Origin of the sequence: Cupriavidus sp. 30B13 (assembly GCF_049059565.2) — a bacterium.
GTDB lineage: Bacteria > Pseudomonadota > Gammaproteobacteria > Burkholderiales > Burkholderiaceae > Cupriavidus.
Genome location: NZ_CP188223.1, coordinates 2828123 through 2847160, shown reverse-complemented (window position 1 = coordinate 2847160; position 19038 = coordinate 2828123). Strand labels below are relative to the sequence as shown.

The 19038-nt window shown below is 66.9% G+C and carries 19 protein-coding genes; 16 read left to right on the top strand and 3 right to left on the bottom strand.

The features are described 5' to 3' along the window. Positions 1-82 precede the first annotated feature (82 nt). A complete protein-coding gene (locus tag ACKI2N_RS13110; RefSeq protein WP_420996393.1) occupies positions 83-3268 on the bottom strand; it encodes an Rne/Rng family ribonuclease in 3186 nt (1061 codons plus the stop codon). A 771-nt stretch (positions 3269-4039) separates the two neighbouring features. Here ACKI2N_RS13110 and ACKI2N_RS13105 point away from each other — a divergent pair. The 4 genes from ACKI2N_RS13105 to ACKI2N_RS13090 are packed head-to-tail and all read left to right on the top strand — an operon-like array spanning position 4040 to position 7340. Beyond that, on the top strand, positions 4040-5041 hold the full coding sequence (locus ACKI2N_RS13105) for an RluA family pseudouridine synthase (protein WP_420996392.1): 1002 nt from the start codon (positions 4040-4042) through the stop codon (positions 5039-5041). Between the two features lie 19 nt (positions 5042-5060). Next, positions 5061-5723, top strand: coding sequence for an HAD-IA family hydrolase (locus tag ACKI2N_RS13100; RefSeq protein ID WP_420996391.1), 663 nt, complete (start codon positions 5061-5063; stop codon positions 5721-5723). After that, positions 5716-6126 carry a Rieske (2Fe-2S) protein gene (locus ACKI2N_RS13095; RefSeq protein WP_420996390.1) on the top strand — a complete coding sequence of 137 codons (411 nt, stop codon included), beginning with the start codon at positions 5716-5718 and terminating at the stop codon, positions 6124-6126. The genes ACKI2N_RS13100 and ACKI2N_RS13095 overlap by 8 nt, the downstream gene beginning before the upstream one ends. Before the next feature lie 44 nt (positions 6127-6170). After that, entirely contained in the window at positions 6171-7340 is a 1170-nt protein-coding gene (locus ACKI2N_RS13090; RefSeq protein WP_420996389.1) for a S49 family peptidase, read from the top strand. Positions 7341-7422: 82 nt separating this feature from the next. Here ACKI2N_RS13090 and ACKI2N_RS13085 read toward each other — a convergent pair whose 3' ends face one another. Both ACKI2N_RS13085 and ACKI2N_RS13080 read right to left on the bottom strand, forming a co-directional pair. After that, positions 7423-8154 carry an SAM-dependent methyltransferase gene (locus tag ACKI2N_RS13085; protein ID WP_420996388.1) on the bottom strand — a complete coding sequence of 244 codons (732 nt, stop codon included), beginning with the start codon at positions 8152-8154 and terminating at the stop codon, positions 7423-7425. Between the two features lie 33 nt (positions 8155-8187). Further along, the gene (locus ACKI2N_RS13080; protein ID WP_420996386.1) at positions 8188-8787 is read right to left on the bottom strand and encodes a Maf-like protein; all 600 of its coding nucleotides are present in this window, start codon (positions 8785-8787) and stop codon (positions 8188-8190) included. A 247-nt stretch (positions 8788-9034) separates the two neighbouring features. Here ACKI2N_RS13080 and ACKI2N_RS13075 point away from each other — a divergent pair, with 247 nt between their 5' ends. The 12 genes from ACKI2N_RS13075 (at position 9035) to ACKI2N_RS13020 (ending at position 18920) form a co-directional block, all read left to right on the top strand. Continuing rightward, complete coding sequence (locus tag ACKI2N_RS13075) at positions 9035-9640, top strand: YceD family protein (protein ID WP_420996385.1); 606 nt, start codon at positions 9035-9037, stop codon at positions 9638-9640. 121 nt (positions 9641-9761) lie between these two features. Further along, positions 9762-9941 (top strand): 50S ribosomal protein L32, encoded by a 180-nt coding sequence (gene rpmF, locus ACKI2N_RS13070; protein WP_010814675.1) that lies wholly within the window; start codon positions 9762-9764, stop codon positions 9939-9941. 165 nt (positions 9942-10106) lie between these two features. After that, positions 10107-11183, top strand: a complete 1077-nt coding sequence (gene plsX / locus ACKI2N_RS13065) for a phosphate acyltransferase PlsX (RefSeq protein ID WP_420996384.1) — start codon at positions 10107-10109, stop codon at positions 11181-11183. 59 nt (positions 11184-11242) lie between these two features. Beyond that, positions 11243-12223 carry a beta-ketoacyl-ACP synthase III gene (locus ACKI2N_RS13060; protein WP_420996383.1) on the top strand — a complete coding sequence of 327 codons (981 nt, stop codon included), beginning with the start codon at positions 11243-11245 and terminating at the stop codon, positions 12221-12223. A 70-nt stretch (positions 12224-12293) separates the two neighbouring features. After that, a complete protein-coding gene (gene fabD, locus ACKI2N_RS13055; RefSeq protein ID WP_420996382.1) occupies positions 12294-13229 on the top strand; it encodes an ACP S-malonyltransferase in 936 nt (311 codons plus the stop codon). Positions 13230-13256: 27 nt separating this feature from the next. Beyond that, on the top strand, positions 13257-14006 hold the full coding sequence (gene fabG, locus ACKI2N_RS13050) for a 3-oxoacyl-ACP reductase FabG (protein WP_420996381.1): 750 nt from the start codon (positions 13257-13259) through the stop codon (positions 14004-14006). Positions 14007-14176: 170 nt separating this feature from the next. Next, entirely contained in the window at positions 14177-14416 is a 240-nt protein-coding gene (acpP, locus tag ACKI2N_RS13045; protein WP_008644813.1) for an acyl carrier protein, read from the top strand. A gap of 199 nt (positions 14417-14615) precedes the next feature. Then, positions 14616-15848, top strand: a complete 1233-nt coding sequence (fabF, locus tag ACKI2N_RS13040; protein WP_420996380.1) for a beta-ketoacyl-ACP synthase II — start codon at positions 14616-14618, stop codon at positions 15846-15848. A gap of 52 nt (positions 15849-15900) precedes the next feature. Continuing rightward, positions 15901-16368 (top strand): hypothetical protein, encoded by a 468-nt coding sequence (locus ACKI2N_RS13035; protein WP_420996379.1) that lies wholly within the window; start codon positions 15901-15903, stop codon positions 16366-16368. Between the two features lie 129 nt (positions 16369-16497). Then, positions 16498-17097 (top strand): RNA polymerase sigma factor RpoE, encoded by a 600-nt coding sequence (rpoE, locus tag ACKI2N_RS13030; RefSeq protein ID WP_020205109.1) that lies wholly within the window; start codon positions 16498-16500, stop codon positions 17095-17097. Positions 17098-17208: 111 nt separating this feature from the next. Further along, on the top strand, positions 17209-17835 hold the full coding sequence (locus ACKI2N_RS13025; protein ID WP_420996378.1) for a sigma-E factor negative regulatory protein: 627 nt from the start codon (positions 17209-17211) through the stop codon (positions 17833-17835). A gap of 8 nt (positions 17836-17843) precedes the next feature. Beyond that, positions 17844-18920, top strand: coding sequence for a MucB/RseB C-terminal domain-containing protein (locus ACKI2N_RS13020; protein WP_420996377.1), 1077 nt, complete (start codon positions 17844-17846; stop codon positions 18918-18920). Positions 18921-19038: the final 118 nt, after the last annotated feature.

Sequence of the window (19038 nt, the reverse complement as noted above, 5' to 3'; positions counted from 1 at the left end):
GGCCGGCGCGCGAACGCAGCGTGCGGATATGAAAAAAGGGACGGCAATCGCCGTCCCTTTTTCTGCTTCCTGACGAGGCCGCTTATTCCTGCGGCGTCGTTTCCTTGACGGCGGGGGCCGTCTCGACCAGCACCATCGGGCCTTCCGGCAGCGGCGGCAGCGGCTTGCGCTCGCGCACCGCGCGCGGTGCCGGCGGGATGCTGGCGGCGGCTTCCTGCGCCGCGCGCAGCTTGTCGCTGTCGGTGTTCACCCACTCCAGGCCGGCGGAAGCCAGCATCGGCTGCAGGTTTTCCATGGCGACCGGGGCCGGCACGAACGCCGGTGCCGGTGCCGGTACGGCGGCGGCCAGCGGGGCAGGTGCCGCAACGGGCGCTTGGGTCGGCGCTTGCACCGGCGCTTGCACCGGGGCGGGAGCCTGCTCCACGGCTTGTGCTACGGGTGCCGGTGCCACGGGCTGCGGGGCGTAGGCGGCCGGGCTGGCGGCCACGGTTTCCACTGCTGCCGTTTCTTCCGCCGGCGCGGCCACCTCGGCCACTGCGGCTTCGACCGGCTCCGCGGCGGGCGCCGTCACCGGCGCGGCCAGCGTTTCGGCCGGCAGCACCGTCGGCGCGGGCGAGGCGGCGAAGGCTTCGGCCGGCTGGTAGGCCGGGGCAGCGGGTGCCGGTTCGGCGGCCACGGCGGCCACGGACTCGGTCACCACGGCTTCGACGGTCTCCACAACCTCGACGGTCTGGGCGGCGGGCGTGGCGGCAGCGGCTGCCGCTTCGCGCGGCTCCGCCGCGTCTTCGCCTTCGGCGCCGTCGCCGGCCTGCACGCTGTCGTCGCGTTCGCGGCGATAGCGGTTACGGCCACGGCGGTTGCGGCGGCGGCGTTCTTCGCCTTCGGCGCCTTCGCCGTTCGCGGCGCCTTCGGCGCCTTCCGGCAGATCGGCGCGTGCGTTGTCGGCTTCGTCGCGCTGGGCCACCGGGGCGGCAGCGACGGCTACCGTGGCCGTGGCGGCCGTGGCGGCCGTGGCGGCGGCTTCGGCTGCCAGGCCTTCGCCGGCTTCGTCTTCACGCGAGGTCTCGCCGCGGTCGCGCTGGCGTTCGCGCTGGCGCTCGCGGCGCTCCTGGTTGCGGTCGCGGCGGCCTTCGCCACGGCCTTCGGCGCGCTCGGCTGACGCGCCTTCGGGCTGGCGGGCCGGCTGGACTTCGAGGGCGGCCTGGCGCGGGGCGCGGCCGTTGCGCTCGCCGCGCTCACCGCGCTCGGCGCGTTCCGTGCGCTCGCCACGTTCGCCGCGGGCCTCGACGCGTTCGCCGCGCTCGGCACGTTCAGCGCGTTCGCCACGCTCCTGCGGCGCGCGCTCGCCGCGCTGGCCGCGGCCCTGGCGGTCGCCACGTTCGCCGCGCTCGGCACGCTGGCCGCGCTCGCCGCGGCCTTCGCCGCGTTCGCCACGCTGGCCGCGTTCGCGGCGGTTTTCGCCGTTGCGCTGTTCCGTCTCGGCCGGCTTGGCCGGTTCAGCGGCGGGGGCCGCCGGCTTGGCGCCGAACAGGCTCTTGAGCCAGCCCATGAAGCCGCCGCTGGCCACCGGCTGGGTGGCCGGCACCGGACGGGCCACCGGCACCTCGGGGCGCGCGGGGCGCTCGGCGCGCGGCACCGACACGGGCGCCGGCTGTTCCGGCGTGATGCCCTTGACGGCCGCTTCCTGGCGCGGCTTGGCGTCTTCCTTCTTGCGGCTGCTGTAGCTGGTGTCGGCTTCCAGTTCCTTGGCGGCGGCCTCGGCCATCTTGTAGCTGGCGGTGCTGTCTTCCAGGCGCGGATCGTCGTGGCGCAGGCGCTCGAGCTTGTAGTGCGGGGTCTCGAGGTGCTTGTTCGGGATCAGCAGCACGTTGACCTTGAAGCGCATCTCGATCAGGTTGATGTCCTGGCGCTTCTCGTTGAGCAGGAACGCGGCCACTTCCACCGGCACCTGGCAGTGGATGGCGGCCGTGTTTTCCTTCATCCCTTCTTCCTGGATGATGCGCAGGACCTGCAGGGCGGAGGATTCGGTGTCGCGGATATGGCCGGTGCCGTTGCAGCGCGGGCAGGTGATGTGCGAGCCCTCGGACAGCGACGGGCGCAGGCGCTGGCGCGACAGCTCCATCAGGCCGAAGCGGCTGATCTTGCCCATCTGCACGCGCGCGCGGTCATGGCGCAGGGCGTCCTTCAGGCGCGTTTCCACGTCCTTCTGGGCCTTGCTGGCTTCCATGTCGATGAAGTCGATCACGATCAGGCCGCCCAGGTCGCGCAGGCGCAGCTGGCGGGCGATCTCGTCGGCGGCTTCGAGGTTGGTGCGCAGCGCCGTTTCCTCGATGTCCGCGCCCTTGGTGGCGCGGGCCGAGTTCACGTCCACCGAGACCAGCGCTTCGGTGTGGTCGATCACGATGGCGCCGCCCGAGGGCAGCATCACCATACGCGAGTAGGCCGATTCGATCTGGTGCTCGATCTGGAAGCGCGAGAAGAGCGGGACGTCGTCCCGGTACTTCTTCACGCGGTTCATGTTGTCGGGCATGACCACGCTCATGAAGGCGCGGGCCTGCTCGTAGATTTCGTCGGTGTCGATCAGGATCTCGCCGATGTCCGGCTGGAAGTAGTCGCGGATGGCGCGAATCACCAGGCTGGATTCGAGATAGATCAGCAGCGGGGCCTTGTTGTCGCCGGCGGCGCCGTCGATGGCCTTCCACAGTTGCAGCAGGTAGTTCAGGTCCCACTGCAGTTCCTCGGCCGAGCGGCCGATGCCGGCGGTGCGGGCGATAATGCTCATGCCGTCGGGCACGGTCAGCTGGCCCATGGTTTCGCGCAGTTCCTGGCGGTCCTCGCCCTCGATGCGGCGCGACACGCCGCCGCCGCGCGGGTTGTTGGGCATCAGCACCAGGTAGCGGCCGGCCAGCGAGATAAAGGTGGTCAGCGCGGCGCCCTTGTTGCCGCGCTCTTCCTTTTCCACCTGGACGATCAGTTCCTGGCCTTCGTGCAGCGCGTCCTGGATGCGCGCGTTGCGCACGTCCACGCCTTCCTTGAAGAAGGCCCGCGCGACTTCCTTGAACGGCAGGAAGCCGTGGCGCTCTTCGCCGTAGTTGACGAAGCAGGCCTCGAGCGACGGCTCGATGCGGGTGATGACACCCTTGTAGATATTGCCCTTGCGCTGTTCGCGCCCGGCCGCCTCGATGTCGATGTCGATCAGTTTCTGACCATCGACAATGGCGACGCGCAATTCTTCCTGCTGCGTCGCGTTGAACAACATGCGTTTCATCGCATTACCTCACTCCAATGCTGCGGATTGCACCGGCATGCGGTGCCCGCGGCGTTCCGTGGAGCACGCGAAGGGAGCGAGCGAGGGCGCGAGAATTGCCGAAAGCGCCGGCGCGCCGGCAGGCGCGGCCCGGCTGGGCGCGGGTGAAAGAGAGGTAACGACGTCGAAGCGCCGTCCGCATGGTCGGAGAGAACGCCGGCGTGCTGCTCTGCGCAGCGTTTCCGGCGGGTTTCCGGCTGGCATGGGCGGCGGTGCGGGCGCAAGGGGCGCCGGTCGCACCGCGGCCGGCCGCGGAAGGCCTAGGACGCGTCAAAGAGCAAGTTTGTCGACACGGCAATGCTGCTTCGCTACCTGACATCTCCTGGCGGGCGCACCTACTACTTCTTGGAGTTCTGCGACCGGGCGCCGGTAATAAACCAGTCAGGCGGCGTCTGAAGCATGCCGGCGGCACCGTTTCCCGGTGCGGGCGGGACTTCTCTCACCAGAGCGGATGCCAACAGGGCATCCGCGATCAAATTCTGTTCTACCTGAACACTCTTCCCACGTGACCGCCGTCAGCGCCGAAGTCGCCTTTGGGCAACTTCCTGCGCGGGCGATACCGTGCGTGCTGCGTTTTTGCTGCCATTCACCAGCCGCGGGCTCGCGGGGTACGCAAAGAAGCGGGAGGCTGGCAGGGCTGGCGGCAACCCAAAGTGTAAAATACGACGAATCGCCTACACCTGACTTGCGCTGCCGGTCTTTGGCCGGAACAGCGAGGAAATTATATTGAAAATGAATGAGTTACGCCATCAAATTGAAAAAGAGGTGCGGCCCGCCGCGGCCGCGCCCCAGGTGGCGTACGTAACCATCGGCGAAGAGGCGGAAGGCCAGCGCATCGACAACTTCCTGCTCAAGCTGTCCAAAGGCGTGCCCAAGAGCCATGTTTACCGCATCCTGCGGTCCGGGGAAGTGCGCGTCAACAAAGGCCGGGTGGACGCGACCTATCGCCTTTGTTCCGGCGACGTGGTGCGCATTCCGCCCATGCGTGTGGCGGAAAAGGCATCCGATACCGCGCGCTTCGTGCCCGCGGCCAGTTTCCCGGTGGTATTCGAGGACGAACACCTGCTGGTGATCGACAAGCCGGCCGGCGTGGCCGTGCACGGCGGCTCGGGCGTGGCGTTCGGGGTGATCGAGCAGTTGCGCCGCGCGCGCCCGCAGGCCAGGTTCCTCGAGCTGGTGCACCGCCTCGACCGCGAAACCTCCGGCCTGCTGATGCTGGCCAAGAAGCGCAGCGCGCTGGTCGGCCTGCACGAGCAGATCCGTGGCAACGCGCTGGACAAGCGCTACTTCGCCTGCGTGGCGGGACATTTCGAGAATGCCCGGCAGCACGTGAAGCTGCCTCTATATAAATACACCACCGCCGACGGGGAGCGCCGGGTGCGGGTCCAGGAAGACGGCCTGGCGTCGCACACCATCTTCAACCGCATCGAGGCGCTGCCGGGCTTTACCCTGCTTGAAGCCGAGCTGAAGACCGGCCGTACCCACCAGATCCGGGTCCATCTGGCGCATTCGGGCTTTCCCATCCTCGGCGACGAGAAATACGGCGACTACGGCCTGAACAAGGCGCTGGCCCGCAGCGGCGCCAATCCCGGGCTCAAGCGCATGTTCCTGCACGCGCACAGCCTGACCTTCACGCATCCGGCCAGTGGCGAAAGCGTCACGGTCACCGCCCCCATGCCGCCGGAATGCGAAGCCTTCCTGCAGCAAGCCCGCAACCAGCGCGCCCACGACTGAGGCGCCCACAAGGATATCAATGGCCAGGCAGCAACGTTTCGACCTGATCGTGTTCGACTGGGATGGCACCCTGATGGATTCCACCCCGACCATCGCCAAATGCATACAACTGGCCAGCCGCGACCTCGGCCTGCCGGTGCCCGACGACAGCGCCGCCAGCCACGTGATCGGGCTGGGCCTGAAGGATGCGCTGTCCTACGCCGTGCCGACGCTGGACCCGGCCGACTACCCGCGGCTGGCCGAGCGCTACCGTTTCCATTTCCTGACCCGCGATGCGGAACTGGTGCTGTTCGACGGCGTGCGCGAGATGCTGGAGGAGCTGCATGGCCGGCACTACTTCCTCGGCGTGGCCACCGGCAAGACACGGGTGGGCCTGCAGCGCGCCCTGGAGGCCACCGGCCTCGGGCCGCTGTTCGACGGCACCCGCTGCGCCGACGAAACCTTCTCCAAGCCGCACCCGGCCATGCTGCAGGAGCTGACCCGCGAGCTGGGCCAGGAGATGGAGCGCACCGTGATGATCGGCGACACCACGCACGACCTGCAGATGGCGGCCAATGCCGGGGCCGCCGGCATCGGCGTGGGCTACGGCGCCCATCCGGCGGATTCGCTGCGCGCGATGGCGCCGCTGCATTGCGCGGCGTCGATCGCCGACCTCAAAGACTGGCTGCTGACGCATGCCTGAGACGCCGGCTTCCCTGGCGGCGGGCGCGCGCCGGCTGTGCGCGGCCGCGGACCTGGCCGAGGGTGGCGCCGGCGTGCGCTTCGTGGTCGAGATCGGCGGCCGGCAGGTGGGGGCCTTCGCGGTGCGCTTCGACGGCGCCGTGCACGGCTACCTGAACCGGTGCGCGCACGTGCCGATGGAGCTCGACTGGCAGGAAGGCCAGTTTTTCGAGTCCTCGGGCCTATACTTGATGTGCGCGACACATGGCGCGATTTATGCGCCGGACAGCGGACTATGCGTGGGCGGTCCTTGCCGCGGCGCGTCGCTGTCGAAGTTGCGCATGGAAGAACATGGCGGCAGCGTCTACTGGGTGCCGCAAAGCCCGTACGAGGCGCCCGCCGCATCATCCGTCGAGCCCGTCTAGCTCGTCCGTTACCGACAACCAAGAGCGAACCAAGAGCCAACTGCATGACTGAACAGCAAAAACCGCCCCAGGACGAAACTGGCAAGCCGCAGGAACCGGCCGCTTCAGCCAGCGCCGGGGCGCCCGGTTCCACGGATGAGCGGCTGGAAACCGCCGCGCGCGCCGATTTTCCGCTGGAGCAGGACCTGCGCGCCGGCGATGCGGCGGCCCAGCGCGAAGCCGGCGAGCGCCGCGCGCGCCTGGCGGGCAGTGGCGCCGGTCCGGTGCCCACCGGCACCGGCTGGGAGCGCGACGTGCTGGAGAAGGTGCTGATGGCCACCCTGCGCGAGCAGCGCGCCGCGCGCCGCTGGCGCATCTTCTTCCGCTTCGTGGGCGTTGCCTTGTTCGCCCTGGTCTTCTTCGCCATCTTCGATTTCAAGGGGGACGGCAGCATCTCCACCTCGGGCCGCCACACGGCGATGGTGTCGCTGGACGGCGAGATCGCCGCCGGCACGCCGGCCAGCGCCGAATCGGTCAACGCGGCCCTGCAGGCGGCGTTCGCCGACAACAACGCCGCCGGCATCATCCTCAAGATCAACTCGCCGGGCGGCTCGCCGGTGCAGGCCGGCATGATCAACGACGAGATCCACCGCCTGCGCACGCTTTACCCGAGCAAGCCGTTCTACGTGGTGGTGGAGGAAATCTGCGCCTCGGGAGGCTATTACGTGGCGGCGGCGGCCGACAAGATCTACGTGGACAAGGCCAGCATCGTGGGCTCCATCGGCGTGCTGATGGACGGCTTCGGCTTTACCGGCCTGATGGACAAGCTCGGCGTGGAGCGCCGGCTCTATACCTCGGGCGCCAACAAAGGCATGCTCGACCCGTTCTCGCCGCAGGTGCCGCGGCAGAAGCAGTACGCCGAGACCATGCTCAAGCAGATCCACCAGCAGTTCATCGACGTGGTCAAGGAAGGGCGCGGCGACCGTCTCAAGGACGATCCGGACCTGTTCTCCGGCCTGTTCTGGTCCGGCGAGCGCAGCGTCGAGCTGGGCCTGGCCGACGGCCTCGGCAATGCCGACTACGTGGCGCGCGACCTGTTCAAGGCCGAGGATATCGTCGACTACACGGTCAAGGAGAACATCGCGGAACGCGTTGCCAAGCGCTTCGGCGCGGCGATGGGCACCGCGGCGATGAAGACCATGCTGTTCGGCACGCGGCTGCAGGCGATCCACTGAGCCAGCGAAGGCGCGCGGAACGAAAACGGGGCGGCGACGCCCCGTTTTTTCGTTTCCGCATGCCGGTCAGCCGGTCAGCCGGTCAGCCGGCCAGCAGCGAGAAGATGGCCGGACGCTTGTGCAGCGCCAGCCGCTCGGGGCGCCATTCGGAGATCGGCAGCGTGACGATGGTTTCGCCCGGCAAGGTCAGGTCCACCGCGATCGACAGCATGGTGGTGCCCGCGCAGTGCTGGCGCAGCGCTTCGAGCAACTGGCCGTTGCGGTAGGGCGTCTCGATCCAGACCTGGGTCTGGTGGGCCTTGCGCGAGAGCTGTTCCAGCTCGCGCAGGCGCTGGGCGCGCTCGCCCGCGTCGACGGGCAGGTAACCGTTGAAGGCAAAGCTCTGGCCGTTCAGGCCGGAGCCCATCACCGCCAGCAGGATCGAGCTGGGGCCCACCAGTGGGCGCACGCGCACGCCCCTGGCATGCGCCAGGCGCACCAGGTTGGCGCCGGGGTCGGCCACCGCCGGCACGCCCGCCTCGGACAGCAGGCCGCCGTCGCGGCCCGCGCGGAGCGGGGCGAGCAGGGCGGCCAGGGCATCGTCGCGCGTGTTGACGTTGAGCTCGCGGATTTCGATCTGCTGGATCGGCCTGGCCAGCGGGCAGGTCTCCCCGAGCTTTTTCAGGAAGGCGCGGGCGGTCTTGGCGTTTTCCGCCACCAGGTAGTCGAGCCGCGCCGCGATCTGCTGCACGCCGGCCGGGATCACGTCCGGCAGCGGGTCGGTCTCGTCGCGCTTGCCCAGCGTGTTGGGGATCAGGTAAAGGATGCCGCTCATGCTTGGTTTCCGTCGATGTCTTGGTTGGCGCGCTCAGTGCTGGAAGAGCGGATAGCCGGCCTGGCGCAGCATGGTGGTCAGCGCGATCAGCGGCAGGCCCACCAGCGCGGTAGGGTCGTCGGACTCCATGTGCGACAGCAGGGCGATGCCGAGGCCTTCGGACTTGGCGCTGCCGGCCACGTCATACGGGCGCTCGAGGCGCAGGTAGGCTTCCAGCTCGTGGTCCGGCAGGTCGCGGAAGGTGGCGCGCGTCTGCACGTCGGCCAGTTGCGCTTCGCCGGTGCGGCCGTCGAGCAGGCACAGGGCGGAATGGAAGGTGACGGTGCGGCCGCGCATGCGCTGCAGCTGCGCGAGGGCCTTTTCGTGCGAGCCGGGCTTGCCGATCTGCGCGCCGTCGAGTGTGGCGACCTGGTCGGAGCCGATCACCAGCGCGCCTGGATGGCGCCCGGCGATCTCCTGCGCCTTGGCGCGCGACAGCCGCAGCGCGGTGGCCTCGGGGCTTTCGCCGGCGAGCGGGGTTTCGTCGATGTCCGGCACTGCCACCGCGAAGGGAATGCGCAGGCGCTCCAGCAGTTCGCGGCGGTAAGGCGAACTGGAGCCGAGGATCAGGGCGGGGCGAGGTGGTTGCGACATAAGTGATTGAGTGGAAAGGGAAAGCGGCTTATTGCCGTCTTCCAAATTTTTGACCGCGGACGAAAAATCGACGTATAATCGCGTGTTTAGCCGAGCAAGTCCGGCGCATCGCTGTGTGTATACCGGCGGCATGCCGGGGGTTTGCGGCTCCAGGGTCATGTTTCGCGCCAGCCGGTTCGCCCGGCGCTGCGCCGGAACCGGCCCGCGGGGCGCGCCCCGCGAGGCACGACGAACGGCACGACAAGACATGACCCAGCCGACCCAGCCGATTGACCCGCGCGCGCTCGATCTCTTCGCGTTCTGCCGCGCTGGCGGCGAGGCAGCAGGTGAAGTCGCGGCGCGCGATTTGCCGCGCATCATAGCCGAGACCTCGGCGCAAGCGCCAGCCTCGGCGCCGGACGAAGTGTTTGCCTATGCGCTTTCCGGCTTTGTCGAGGAAGAAGAGGGCGAACCCGGCGCGCCGGCGACGCAGCGCCTGTTCGTCGACCTGACCGTGGACGGGCGGGTATGGCTGGATTGCCAGCGCTGCCTGCGCGTGTTTGCCGAGACCATCGCCACGGACATGTGTTTCGAGGTGGTGGCCAGCGAGGAAGAGGCCGATGCGGCGTCCATGGACGACGACGAAGTCGACGTGATCGTCGGCTCCAGGCGCTTCGACCTGTTGTCGCTGATTGAAGATGAAGTGCTGCTGGCATTGCCGGTTGCACCCAAGCACGACGTCTGCCCGGAGGTGCACGAAAGCCTCGTGACCGGGGCGGACGGTCTGGCGGAGCCCGAACCAGAGGAGCCGCCGGAGGAAGAAAAACGGCCTTCGCCCTTTGCGGCGCTGGCCGGCCTGAAGACGAAGCACTGACGCCGGTTCGCCGGTATTCAGGCAATGTCCGCAAGGCACCAGGATCAGCATCCGGCCGGGCCCGGCTACGCCTCGTGCGGGATGCGTGTGTTACCATTGAAAAATTCTCGAAGGAGTCATCATGGCAGTTCAACAGAACAAGAAGTCGCCGTCCAAGCGCGGCATGCACCGTTCGCACGATCACCTGTCGGCCGCGCCGCTGGCGGTGGAACCGACCACGGGCGAGACCCACCTGCGTCACCACGTGAGCCCGAACGGCTACTATCGTGGCCGCAAGGTCATCAAGACCAAGAACGACTGACAGATCGTTCGGCGTGACTTTGCGTCTCGTACGCGCACGTTGGTAGGTCAAAAACAAAAAAGCGGCAAAATCGTTGCCGCTTTTTTGTTGCGCGCTCGCAGCGCACCGCAGTGCAGGCTTCCGGCCTTCAAGTCATGCCGATAGGCGCTTGTGCACCAGGAAACAATGACGATCAAACTAGCTATCGACTGCATGGGTGGCGATCACGGCGTCAGCGTGACGATCCCGGCAGCGATCAGTTTTCTCTCCAGCCATGGCGACGCCGAAGTGGTACTGGTCGGCTTGCGCGACAGCATCGAGGCCCAGCTCAGGAAGCTGCAGGCGCTCGATCATCCGCGCGTGCACATCGTGGCCGCGACCGAAGTCATCACCATGGACGATCCGGTCGAGGTGGCGCTGCGCAAGAAGAAGGATTCTTCGATGCGCGTGGCGGTGACCCAGGTGAAAGAGGGCCTGGCCGACGCGTGCATCTCGGCGGGCAACACCGGCGCGCTGATGGCGGTGTCGCGCTACGTGCTCAAGACGCTCGAGGGCATCGAGCGCCCGGCGATCGCCACGTCGATTCCCAACGAGCAGGGCTGGGGCACCACGGTGCTCGACCTCGGCGCCAATGCCGACTGCGAGCCCGAGCACCTGCTGCAGTTCGCGCGCATGGCCGAGGCCATGGTCGCGGTGGTGGACCACAAGGAGCGCCCCAGCGTCGGCCTGCTCAACATCGGCGAGGAAGTGATCAAGGGCAACGACGTGGTCAAACGCGCCGGCGAGCTGCTGCGCGCTTCCGAGCTCAATTTCTACGGCAACGTGGAAGGCAACGACATCTTCAAGGGCACCACCGACATCGTGGTGTGCGACGGTTTCGTCGGCAACGTCGCGCTCAAGAGCAGCGAAGGCCTGGCCAAGATGATCGGCAACATGATCAAGGAAGAATTCACGCGTTCGTGGTTCACCAGGCTGCTGGCGGGCTTCGCCATGCCGGTGCTCAAGCGCCTGTCCCGGCGGCTGGACCCCGCGCGCTACAACGGCGCATCGTTGCTGGGCCTGCGCGGGCTGGTGATCAAGAGCCACGGTTCGGCCGACGCGCACGCTTTTGAATGGGCTATCAAACGCGGGTATGATGCGGCCAGTAATGGTGTGATCGCTCGCACCATTCAGGCTTTCGCCAACAAGTCAGGTAACAGCACTCCGGCTTCCGGCCCGCAGTCAGGCGCCCAGGATCCTAGTCCAAGCCCGTACGCCGCCTGAGGTTCTGATGAAGATGCCGCGGGCGACGACCCGCGGCCACACGATCGATCCGACATTACATGACAAGCTACGCAAAAATCATCGGGACCGGGAGCTATCTGCCTCCGCGGCGTGTCACCAATCAAGAACTCGCGGCGCAACTGGCGGAGAAGGGCATCGAGACCAGCGACGAATGGATATTCTCGCGCAGCGGCATCTCGGCGCGCCACTGGGCGGAGCCGGACGTCACCAGCAGCGACCTGGCGGTCAAGGCCGCGGAGCGCGCGCTGGAAGCGGCCGGCATCGACCGCCAGAGCATCGACCTGATCATCGTGGCGACGTCCACGCCGGATTTCGTCTTCCCCAGCACCGCCTGCCTGGTGCAGCAGAAGCTTGGCATCACCAACGGCTGCGCCGCGTTCGACATGCAGGCCGTGTGCTCTGGCTTCGTCTATGCGCTGTCCACGGCCGAGAAATTCATCCGCAGCGGCTCGCACCGCAATGCGCTGGTGATCGGCGCGGAAGTGTTCTCGCGCATTCTCGATTTCAATGACCGCACCACCTGCGTGCTGTTCGGCGACGGCGCCGGCGCGGTGGTCCTGTCGGCCTCCGAGGAACCCGGCATCCTGTCCGCGGCGATGCATGCCGATGGCAGCCATGTCGACATCCTGTGCGTGCCGGGCAACGTGGCGGGCGGCAACATCACCGGCAATGCGTTCCTGCACATGGACGGCCAGGCGGTATTCAAGCTGGCGGTGACGGTGCTCGACAAGGTTGCCCGCGAGGCGCTCGCCGCCGCGCGCTTCCCGGCCGAGAAGATCGACTGGCTGGTGCCGCACCAGGCCAATATCCGCATCATGCAGAGCACCGGCCGGAAGCTCGGTCTGCCGGCCGAGCGCATGGTGGCGACCGTGCACGAGCACGGCAATACTTCGGCCGCCTCGATCCCGCTGGCGCTGGACGTCGCGGTACGCGACGGGCGCATCCGCCCGGGCCATCACGTGCTGATGGAAGGCGTGGGCGGCGGCTTCACCTGGGGCGCCGTGCTGGCGCGCATGTGACATCCGGCGGCGCCCCGGCGCCGCCACACCGCTGCGCTTGCGCGGTATTCATCTTTAAGATTCGATTGCGATGAAATTTTCCTTTGTATTCCCCGGCCAGGGTTCGCAGGCTGTCGGCATGCTCAACGCCTTCGCCGACAACGCCGTCGTGCGCGCCACGCTGGATGAAGCCTCGGCGGCGCTCGGGCAGGACCTGGGCCGCCTGATTGCCGAAGGCCCGGCCGAGGAACTGAACCTCACCACCAATACCCAGCCGGTCATGCTGACCGCCGCCGTGGCGATCTACCGCGCGTGGATCGATGCCGGCGGCGCGGCCCCCGCACTGGTCGCCGGCCACAGCCTGGGCGAGTATTCCGCGCTGGTGGCCGCCGGCGTGATCCCGTTTGCCGACGCGGTGCCGCTGGTGCGCTTCCGCGCGCAGGCCATGCAGGAAGCCGTGCCGGTGGGCGAGGGCGCCATGGCCGCCATCCTTGGGCTGTCCGACGACGACGTGCGCGCTGCCTGCGCCGAGGCTTCGGCCGCGGGCGCCGGTGTGGTGGAAGCGGTGAATTTCAACGCGCCTTCGCAGGTGGTGATCGCCGGCAACAAGGCGGCCGTGGAGAAGGCCTGCGAAATGGCCAAGGCGCGCGGCGCCAAGCGCGCGCTGCCGCTGCCGGTGTCGGCCCCGTTCCACTCCTCGCTGCTCAAGCCGGCGTCGGACCGCCTGCGCGAACGCATGGCCGGCATGGCCTTCGCCGCGCCGGCCATTCCGCTGGTCAACAACGTGGACGTGGCCATCGTCGACGATCCGCTGGCGATCAAGGATGCGCTGGTGCGCCAGGCCGCGGCGCCGGTGCGCTGGGTCGAGTGCGTGCAGAAGATGGCTGCCGAAGGCGTCACCCACGTGATCGAATGCGGCCCCGGCAAGGTGCTCGCTGGCATGACCAAGCGCATCGACGGCAACCTGACCGGCGGCGCGATCTTCGATCCGGCCTCGCTGCAGGACACGCTGGCGCTGCTCAAGTAAGGCAAGGACAAGACAAGGACCAACGCAATGACGAAAACTCTGGAAAACCAGACCGCGCTGGTAACGGGCGCATCGCGCGGCATCGGCCGCGCCATCGCGCTGGAGCTGGCCGCCCAGGGCGCCACCGTGATCGGCACCGCCACCAGCGAAGCGGGCGCGGCCGCCATCAGCGAATACCTGGCGGCAGCCGGCGGCAAAGGCCGCGGCGCCGTGCTCAACGTCAACGATGCCGCGGCGTCCGAGGCGCTGATCGACGAAGTGGTCAAGGCGCACGGCGGCCTCGGCATCCTGGTCAACAATGCCGGCATCACGCAGGACCAGCTTGCCATGCGCATGAAGGACGAGGACTGGAGCGCGGTGATCGAGACCAACCTGAGCGCCGTGTTCCGCCTGTCGCGCGCCGTGCTGCGGCCGATGATGAAGGCGCGTGGCGGCCGTATCATCAATATCACCTCGGTGGTCGGCTCGACCGGCAACCCGGGGCAGATGAACTACGCGGCCGCCAAGGCCGGCGTGGAAGGCATGAGCCGCGCGCTGGCGCGCGAGATCGGCAGCCGCAGCGTGACCGTGAACTGCGTGGCGCCGGGCTTCATCGACACCGACATGACCAAGGTGCTGTCGGATGAGCAGCACGCGGCACTGAAGACCCAGATCCCCCTGGGCCGCCTGGGCCAGCCGGAAGACATCGCGCACGCGGTGGCATTCCTGGCCGGCCCCCAGGCGGCTTACATCACCGGTACTACGCTCCATGTGAATGGTGGCATGTACATGAATTGATCACGTTTCGCGGCGGCCGGTTTCGAGGGAGAAGCCGGCAGATGCCGTGTGAAGTGGTTGTTTTTTGAACTGAACGGGCGCGATTCTTGCAATGGAAGGCGGGTGGGATTTTTATGGTCCAAACCTGCTAAAATGCGCCCACTTTTTGTCGAACTTCCCTGGAGGGTTACATGGACAATATCGAACAACGCGTCAAGAAAATCGTGGCAGAGCAACTCGGCGTGGCCGAGGCTGACATCAAGAACGAATCCTCGTTCGTGAACGATCTCGGTGCGGATTCGCTGGACACGGTTGAGCTCGTGATGGCGTTGGAAGATGAATTCGGCATGGAAATTCCCGATGAGGAAGCCGAAAAGATCACGACCGTGCAACAGGCTATCGATTACGCCACCGCACACGTCAAGGCCTAAGCCTGTCGTATCTGGATTCCGAGCCACAGAAAACAGGCGGGCTGGCCGCAGGGCCGACCGCGCTGTTTTCTGTGGCTTTCGTCTGTTCGAAGAAGCACAATCGGATATGCCCCGCCGTGACCGGCGTGGCCTGGCACCGGCCTGCGGCCGGCTCCGGTTACCGTTCCGGTTCTGCTTCACGTACCCGTAGGAAATCATAGTGAGCCGTCGTCGCGTCGTCGTCACTGGGCTTGGCCTTGTGTCTCCGGTCGGAAACACGGTTGCCGAGGGCTGGGCCAATCTGGTTGCCGGTCAGTCTGGCATCGCCACCATCACCAAATTCGATCATTCCGCGCTTGCCGTGCACTTCGCCGGCGAAGTGAAGGGTTTCAAGGCCGAGGACTACATCCCGGCCAAGGAAGCCCGCCATATGGATACGTTCATCCACTATGGCATCGCAGCGGGTACGCAGGCGCTGAAGGACAGCGGCTACGTCGTGACCGAAGCCAATGCCGACCGCATCGGCGTGCTGGTCGGCTCGGGCATCGGCGGCCTGCCGATGATCGAGGATACCCATGCCGAGCTGACCAACCGCGGTCCGCGCCGGATCTCGCCGTTCTTCGTGCCGGGTTCGATCATCAACATGATCTCGGGCCATCTGTCCATCTACCACGGACTCAAGGGCCCGAACCTGGCTGCGGTGACCGCTTGCACCACCGGCCTGCACAGCATCGGCCTGGCAGCCCGCCTGATCCAGGCCGGCGATGCCGACGCCATGGTGGCGGGCGGCGCGGAATCCACCGTTTCGCCGCTCGGCATCGGCGGTTTCGCCGCCGCGCGCGCGCTGTCGACCCGCAATGACGATCCCGCCGCCGCCTCCCGCCCGTGGGACAAGGACCGCGACGGTTTCGTGCTGGGCGAAGGCGCCGGCGTGATGATGCTCGAGGAGTACGAATCGGCCAAGGCGCGCGGCGCCAGGATCTATGCGGAACTGATCGGATTCGGCATGAGCGGCGACGCTTACCACATGACCGCGCCCAATATGGACGGTCCGCGCCGCTGCATGGTCAATGCGCTCAAGGACGCCCGCATCAACGCCGACGAGGTGGGCTACCTGAACGCGCACGGCACCTCGACCCCGCTCGGAGACAAGAACGAAAGCGAAGCCATCAAGCTGGCTTTCGGCGACCATGCCTACAAGATGGCCGTGAATTCGACCAAGTCGATGACGGGCCACCTGCTGGGCGGCGCCGGCGGCCTCGAATCCGTGGTTACCGTGCTGGCACTGCACCAGCAGGTTTCGCCTCCCACCATCAATATCGTCAACCAGGATCCCGAATGCGACCTGGACTACGTGGCCAACACGGCACGCGACCTGAAGATCGATGTGGCGGTGAAGAACAACTTCGGTTTCGGCGGCACCAACGGCACGCTTGTCTTCCGCCGCGTCTGAGCCCGGCAGCCGCCGGGTGACGTTCCCCTGGACTTCGCTCGGGACCCATCGCTTGCGATGGGTTCTGGTGCTGTTCCTGGCTTGCGAACTGGCGGCGTTCGCGCTGCTCGCGCGCGAGGCCGCATGGAGCCTGGGCCGGTCCCCCGAAGGCCGGGATCCGGCGCAATGGCTGCCGTGGCTCCTTCTTGCTGCTGCTTGCGTCTGGCTCTTGAGCCACTGGCCCGCGCTCTGGCGGGTTGCCGGCTGCACCTATGCCGGACTGGCGCCAGGGCGCGACGGCGCCGGGCGGCCGGCCATCCAGGTCCGCGGGCATGACGGGGCGAACGCGCTGGCACGGGTGGTTTCGTGCTGGGAACTGGGCAGCTTGGCGCTGGTGGTCGCGCTGGAGCCGGCAAGCGGCCGGCCGCCGCGGATGTTGATCATTGGCCCTGGCGTGGCGGCCCCGGATTCCTTGCGGGCGCTGCGGCGCGCACTTGGCGTCGCGCGGCGGGAACAAGCCGCGGCGCGCGAGGCAGCGTGATGGGGGCCCCTTGCAAGTATTCGTCACAAAATGCGTTGCGCCGCACTGACCGTGCACCGGGCTACGTAGGTAAAATACAACGTTTGTCGTGAAGACGATACCAAGAGATACACTGCAGGTGAACCATTCGTGAGCGAACGCGAAGCCGATCAGCTCCTCGTTGAACGCGTCCAGAAGGGCGACAAGCGGGCCTTTGAATTGTTGGTGGCGAAATACCACCGCAAGATCATCAGGCTCATTTCGCGCTTGGTGCGGGATTCGGCGGAAGTGGAGGATGTGGCACAGGACGCCTTTATCAAGGCGTATCGTGCCTTGCCGCAATTCCGCGGCGAGTCGGCGTTCTACACCTGGTTGTACCGGATTGCGGTGAACACGGCAAAGAACTACCTGGCGACCCAGGGGCGCCGGCCCGAAGCCACCAGCGATATTGATGCCGAAGAGGCTGAAACTTTTGCGGATGGCGAACAACTAAGAGATATCAATACGCCGGAGTCGATGCTTCACACCCGCCAGGTGGCCGAAACGGTCAACCGGGCGATGGAAGCGCTGCCGGAGGAGTTGCGCACGGCGATCACGCTTCGCGAAATCGAAGGTCTCAGCTACGAGGAGATCTCGGAAGCGATGGGATGCCCGATCGGAACGGTCCGGTCACGCATCTTCCGGGCCCGCGAGGCGATTGCCGAGAAATTGCGTCCGCTGCTGGGAACGGCAGAGGGCAAGCGGTGGTAAGTGGTAAAGAAAAATGTCGTGCGGCCAGCGTTGCAGCCTATTCCTGCATCGATAAACGACAAAGCGGTAGACGGGATTGTCGGTGTTCAATGGTTTTTCTAGGGGTGGGAAATGGGTCAGGCTCATAAGCAGTCGGTTCATGTAGTGGAAGCAGCGGAGCAGATCTCCGTGCTGATGGATGGCGAGCTGGCGCCGCACGAAGTCAACGCAGTACTGGATCTGGCCAAGAGCGAGGCCGGCATGGCGAGCTGGACCACGTTCCAGCTGATCGGCGACGCCCTGCGCTCGGAAGAACTGACGCACGCCGGCTCGACCGACGATTTCCTCTCCCGTTTTTCCGCGCGTCTCGACAGCGAACCGCATGTGCTGGTGCCCGCGGTGGCCCAGGCATCGGCGCACCGCCTGCTGTTCAAGCCCTCGTGGGTGCGGCGGGTCATGCCCGGCACGGCGATCGCCGCCGCCGTGGCGGCCGTGAGCTGGGTGGTGGTGCCGCAAATGCGCGGTGCCGCCGACGTCGGCACGCCCGATGCCGTGGTCGCCCGCGCCGAACAGCCCGCCGTGCCGAAGGCCGGCGGCATCGTGACGGTTTCCGCCGACAGCGCGCAGATGATCCGCGACCCGCGCCTTGACGAATACCTGCGTGCCCACCGGGTATCGGTTGCCACCGACGCGGTCGTCCCGACCATGCGTACCGTTGTCAACGGTGCAAACTTCTCTCAGGACAATTCGCAGGAATAATGCCGGACATGCATAAAGGATGGTCGCCCGCCAATGTAGCGGGCGCACGCAGAATAAGGGCCCTTCGCAGGTCCTTTTTTCTGGCCTTGTGTCTGACTGCGGCTGCGGCAAGCGCGCAGCCGCCGGACAATACCCTGGCCCGGCGCGACGCGACGGCCTGGCTCAACAAGATCCACCGCGCGGCCCAGCGCGAGAATTATGTCGGCACGCTGATCTACCAGCGCGGCAGCGTGATGCATGCTTCGCGCATCCAGCATTACACCGACCTGGCCAACAACGAATACGAGCGGCTGGAAACGCTGGATGGCAAGCCGCGCGAAGTGCTGCGCCAGAACGACGTCGTCCACAGCCTGATCCCCGAAGCCAAGCTGGTGGTGGTGGAGAAGCAGGAGGCGAAGGACCGCTTCCCGGCCTTGCTGGCCACCAACAAGAGCGATGTTCTCGATATCTACGAGATGCGCAAGCTGCCCGGCGAGCGCGTGGCGGGGGTCGAGTGCGAGGTGTTCTCGCTGGATCCGCACGATGCGTCGCGCTATGGCGTGCGGTTGTGGGCCGACAGGAATTCCGGGCTGCTGATGCGTGCCCAGACCGTGGGCGAGGGCGGCAAGGTGCTCGAACAGGTTGCCTTCTCGCAGGTCGAGATCGGCGTGCCTTCGGAAAAGCAGCGCATTCTCACCGCCATCAAGAACTCCGCTTCCTGGAATCATTACGAAGTCACCAATCAGCCGGCCAATATCGCCGACGAAGGCTGGAGCATCGGGATTCCGGTCAAGGGCTTCCTGAAGATCCGCGAGGTCCGCCGTCCGCTCGGCGAACTGCGTTCGCCGCAAGCCAATCCGCGCGGGCAGGTCTTCGAGGTGCTCCAGGTCGTCTACAGCGACGGGCTGACCGGGCTGTCGGTATTCATCGAGCCCGTTTCCGAGCAGCGCGTGCGCCGCGAAGGCGTCGCCTCGCTGGGCGCCACCCAGGTGGTGGTGCGGCGGGTTGCCGATTTCTGGATCACCGTGGTGGGCGAAGTACCGCCGGCCACCGTCCGCCAGTTTGCCTCGGCAGTAGAATATAAGCCGCCGCCGAAGGCGCACTGAGCTGGCCCGCAATCCTGGCCGCCGACGGCGTTTCCCGCCGCTGGCGCGCCGCGATCCGGCCCCTCCGAAGCCCAGTTTCCTTCCTTTTTGCTGATTTCCGGGAGTCGATGATGTCACC

Excerpts from the sequence above, each read along its gene's own strand:
- ACKI2N_RS13110 (WP_420996393.1), bottom strand. The coding sequence starts at position 3,268 with ATGAAACGCATGTTGTTCAACGCGACGCAGCAGGAAGAATTGCGCGTC.
- ACKI2N_RS13105 (WP_420996392.1), top strand. The coding sequence starts at position 4,040 with ATGAATGAGTTACGCCATCAAATTGAAAAAGAGGTGCGGCCCGCCGCG.
- ACKI2N_RS13100 (WP_420996391.1), top strand. The coding sequence starts at position 5,061 with ATGGCCAGGCAGCAACGTTTCGACCTGATCGTGTTCGACTGGGATGGC.
- ACKI2N_RS13095 (WP_420996390.1), top strand. The coding sequence starts at position 5,716 with ATGCCTGAGACGCCGGCTTCCCTGGCGGCGGGCGCGCGCCGGCTGTGC.
- ACKI2N_RS13090 (WP_420996389.1), top strand. The coding sequence starts at position 6,171 with ATGACTGAACAGCAAAAACCGCCCCAGGACGAAACTGGCAAGCCGCAG.
- ACKI2N_RS13085 (WP_420996388.1), bottom strand. The coding sequence starts at position 8,154 with ATGAGCGGCATCCTTTACCTGATCCCCAACACGCTGGGCAAGCGCGAC.
- ACKI2N_RS13080 (WP_420996386.1), bottom strand. The coding sequence starts at position 8,787 with ATGTCGCAACCACCTCGCCCCGCCCTGATCCTCGGCTCCAGTTCGCCT.
- ACKI2N_RS13075 (WP_420996385.1), top strand. The coding sequence starts at position 9,035 with ATGACCCAGCCGACCCAGCCGATTGACCCGCGCGCGCTCGATCTCTTC.
- rpmF (WP_010814675.1), top strand. The coding sequence starts at position 9,762 with ATGGCAGTTCAACAGAACAAGAAGTCGCCGTCCAAGCGCGGCATGCAC.
- plsX (WP_420996384.1), top strand. The coding sequence starts at position 10,107 with ATGACGATCAAACTAGCTATCGACTGCATGGGTGGCGATCACGGCGTC.
- ACKI2N_RS13060 (WP_420996383.1), top strand. The coding sequence starts at position 11,243 with ATGACAAGCTACGCAAAAATCATCGGGACCGGGAGCTATCTGCCTCCG.
- fabD (WP_420996382.1), top strand. The coding sequence starts at position 12,294 with ATGAAATTTTCCTTTGTATTCCCCGGCCAGGGTTCGCAGGCTGTCGGC.
- fabG (WP_420996381.1), top strand. The coding sequence starts at position 13,257 with ATGACGAAAACTCTGGAAAACCAGACCGCGCTGGTAACGGGCGCATCG.
- acpP (WP_008644813.1), top strand. The coding sequence starts at position 14,177 with ATGGACAATATCGAACAACGCGTCAAGAAAATCGTGGCAGAGCAACTC.
- ACKI2N_RS13025 (WP_420996378.1), top strand. The coding sequence starts at position 17,209 with ATGGGTCAGGCTCATAAGCAGTCGGTTCATGTAGTGGAAGCAGCGGAG.
- ACKI2N_RS13020 (WP_420996377.1), top strand. The coding sequence starts at position 17,844 with ATGCATAAAGGATGGTCGCCCGCCAATGTAGCGGGCGCACGCAGAATA.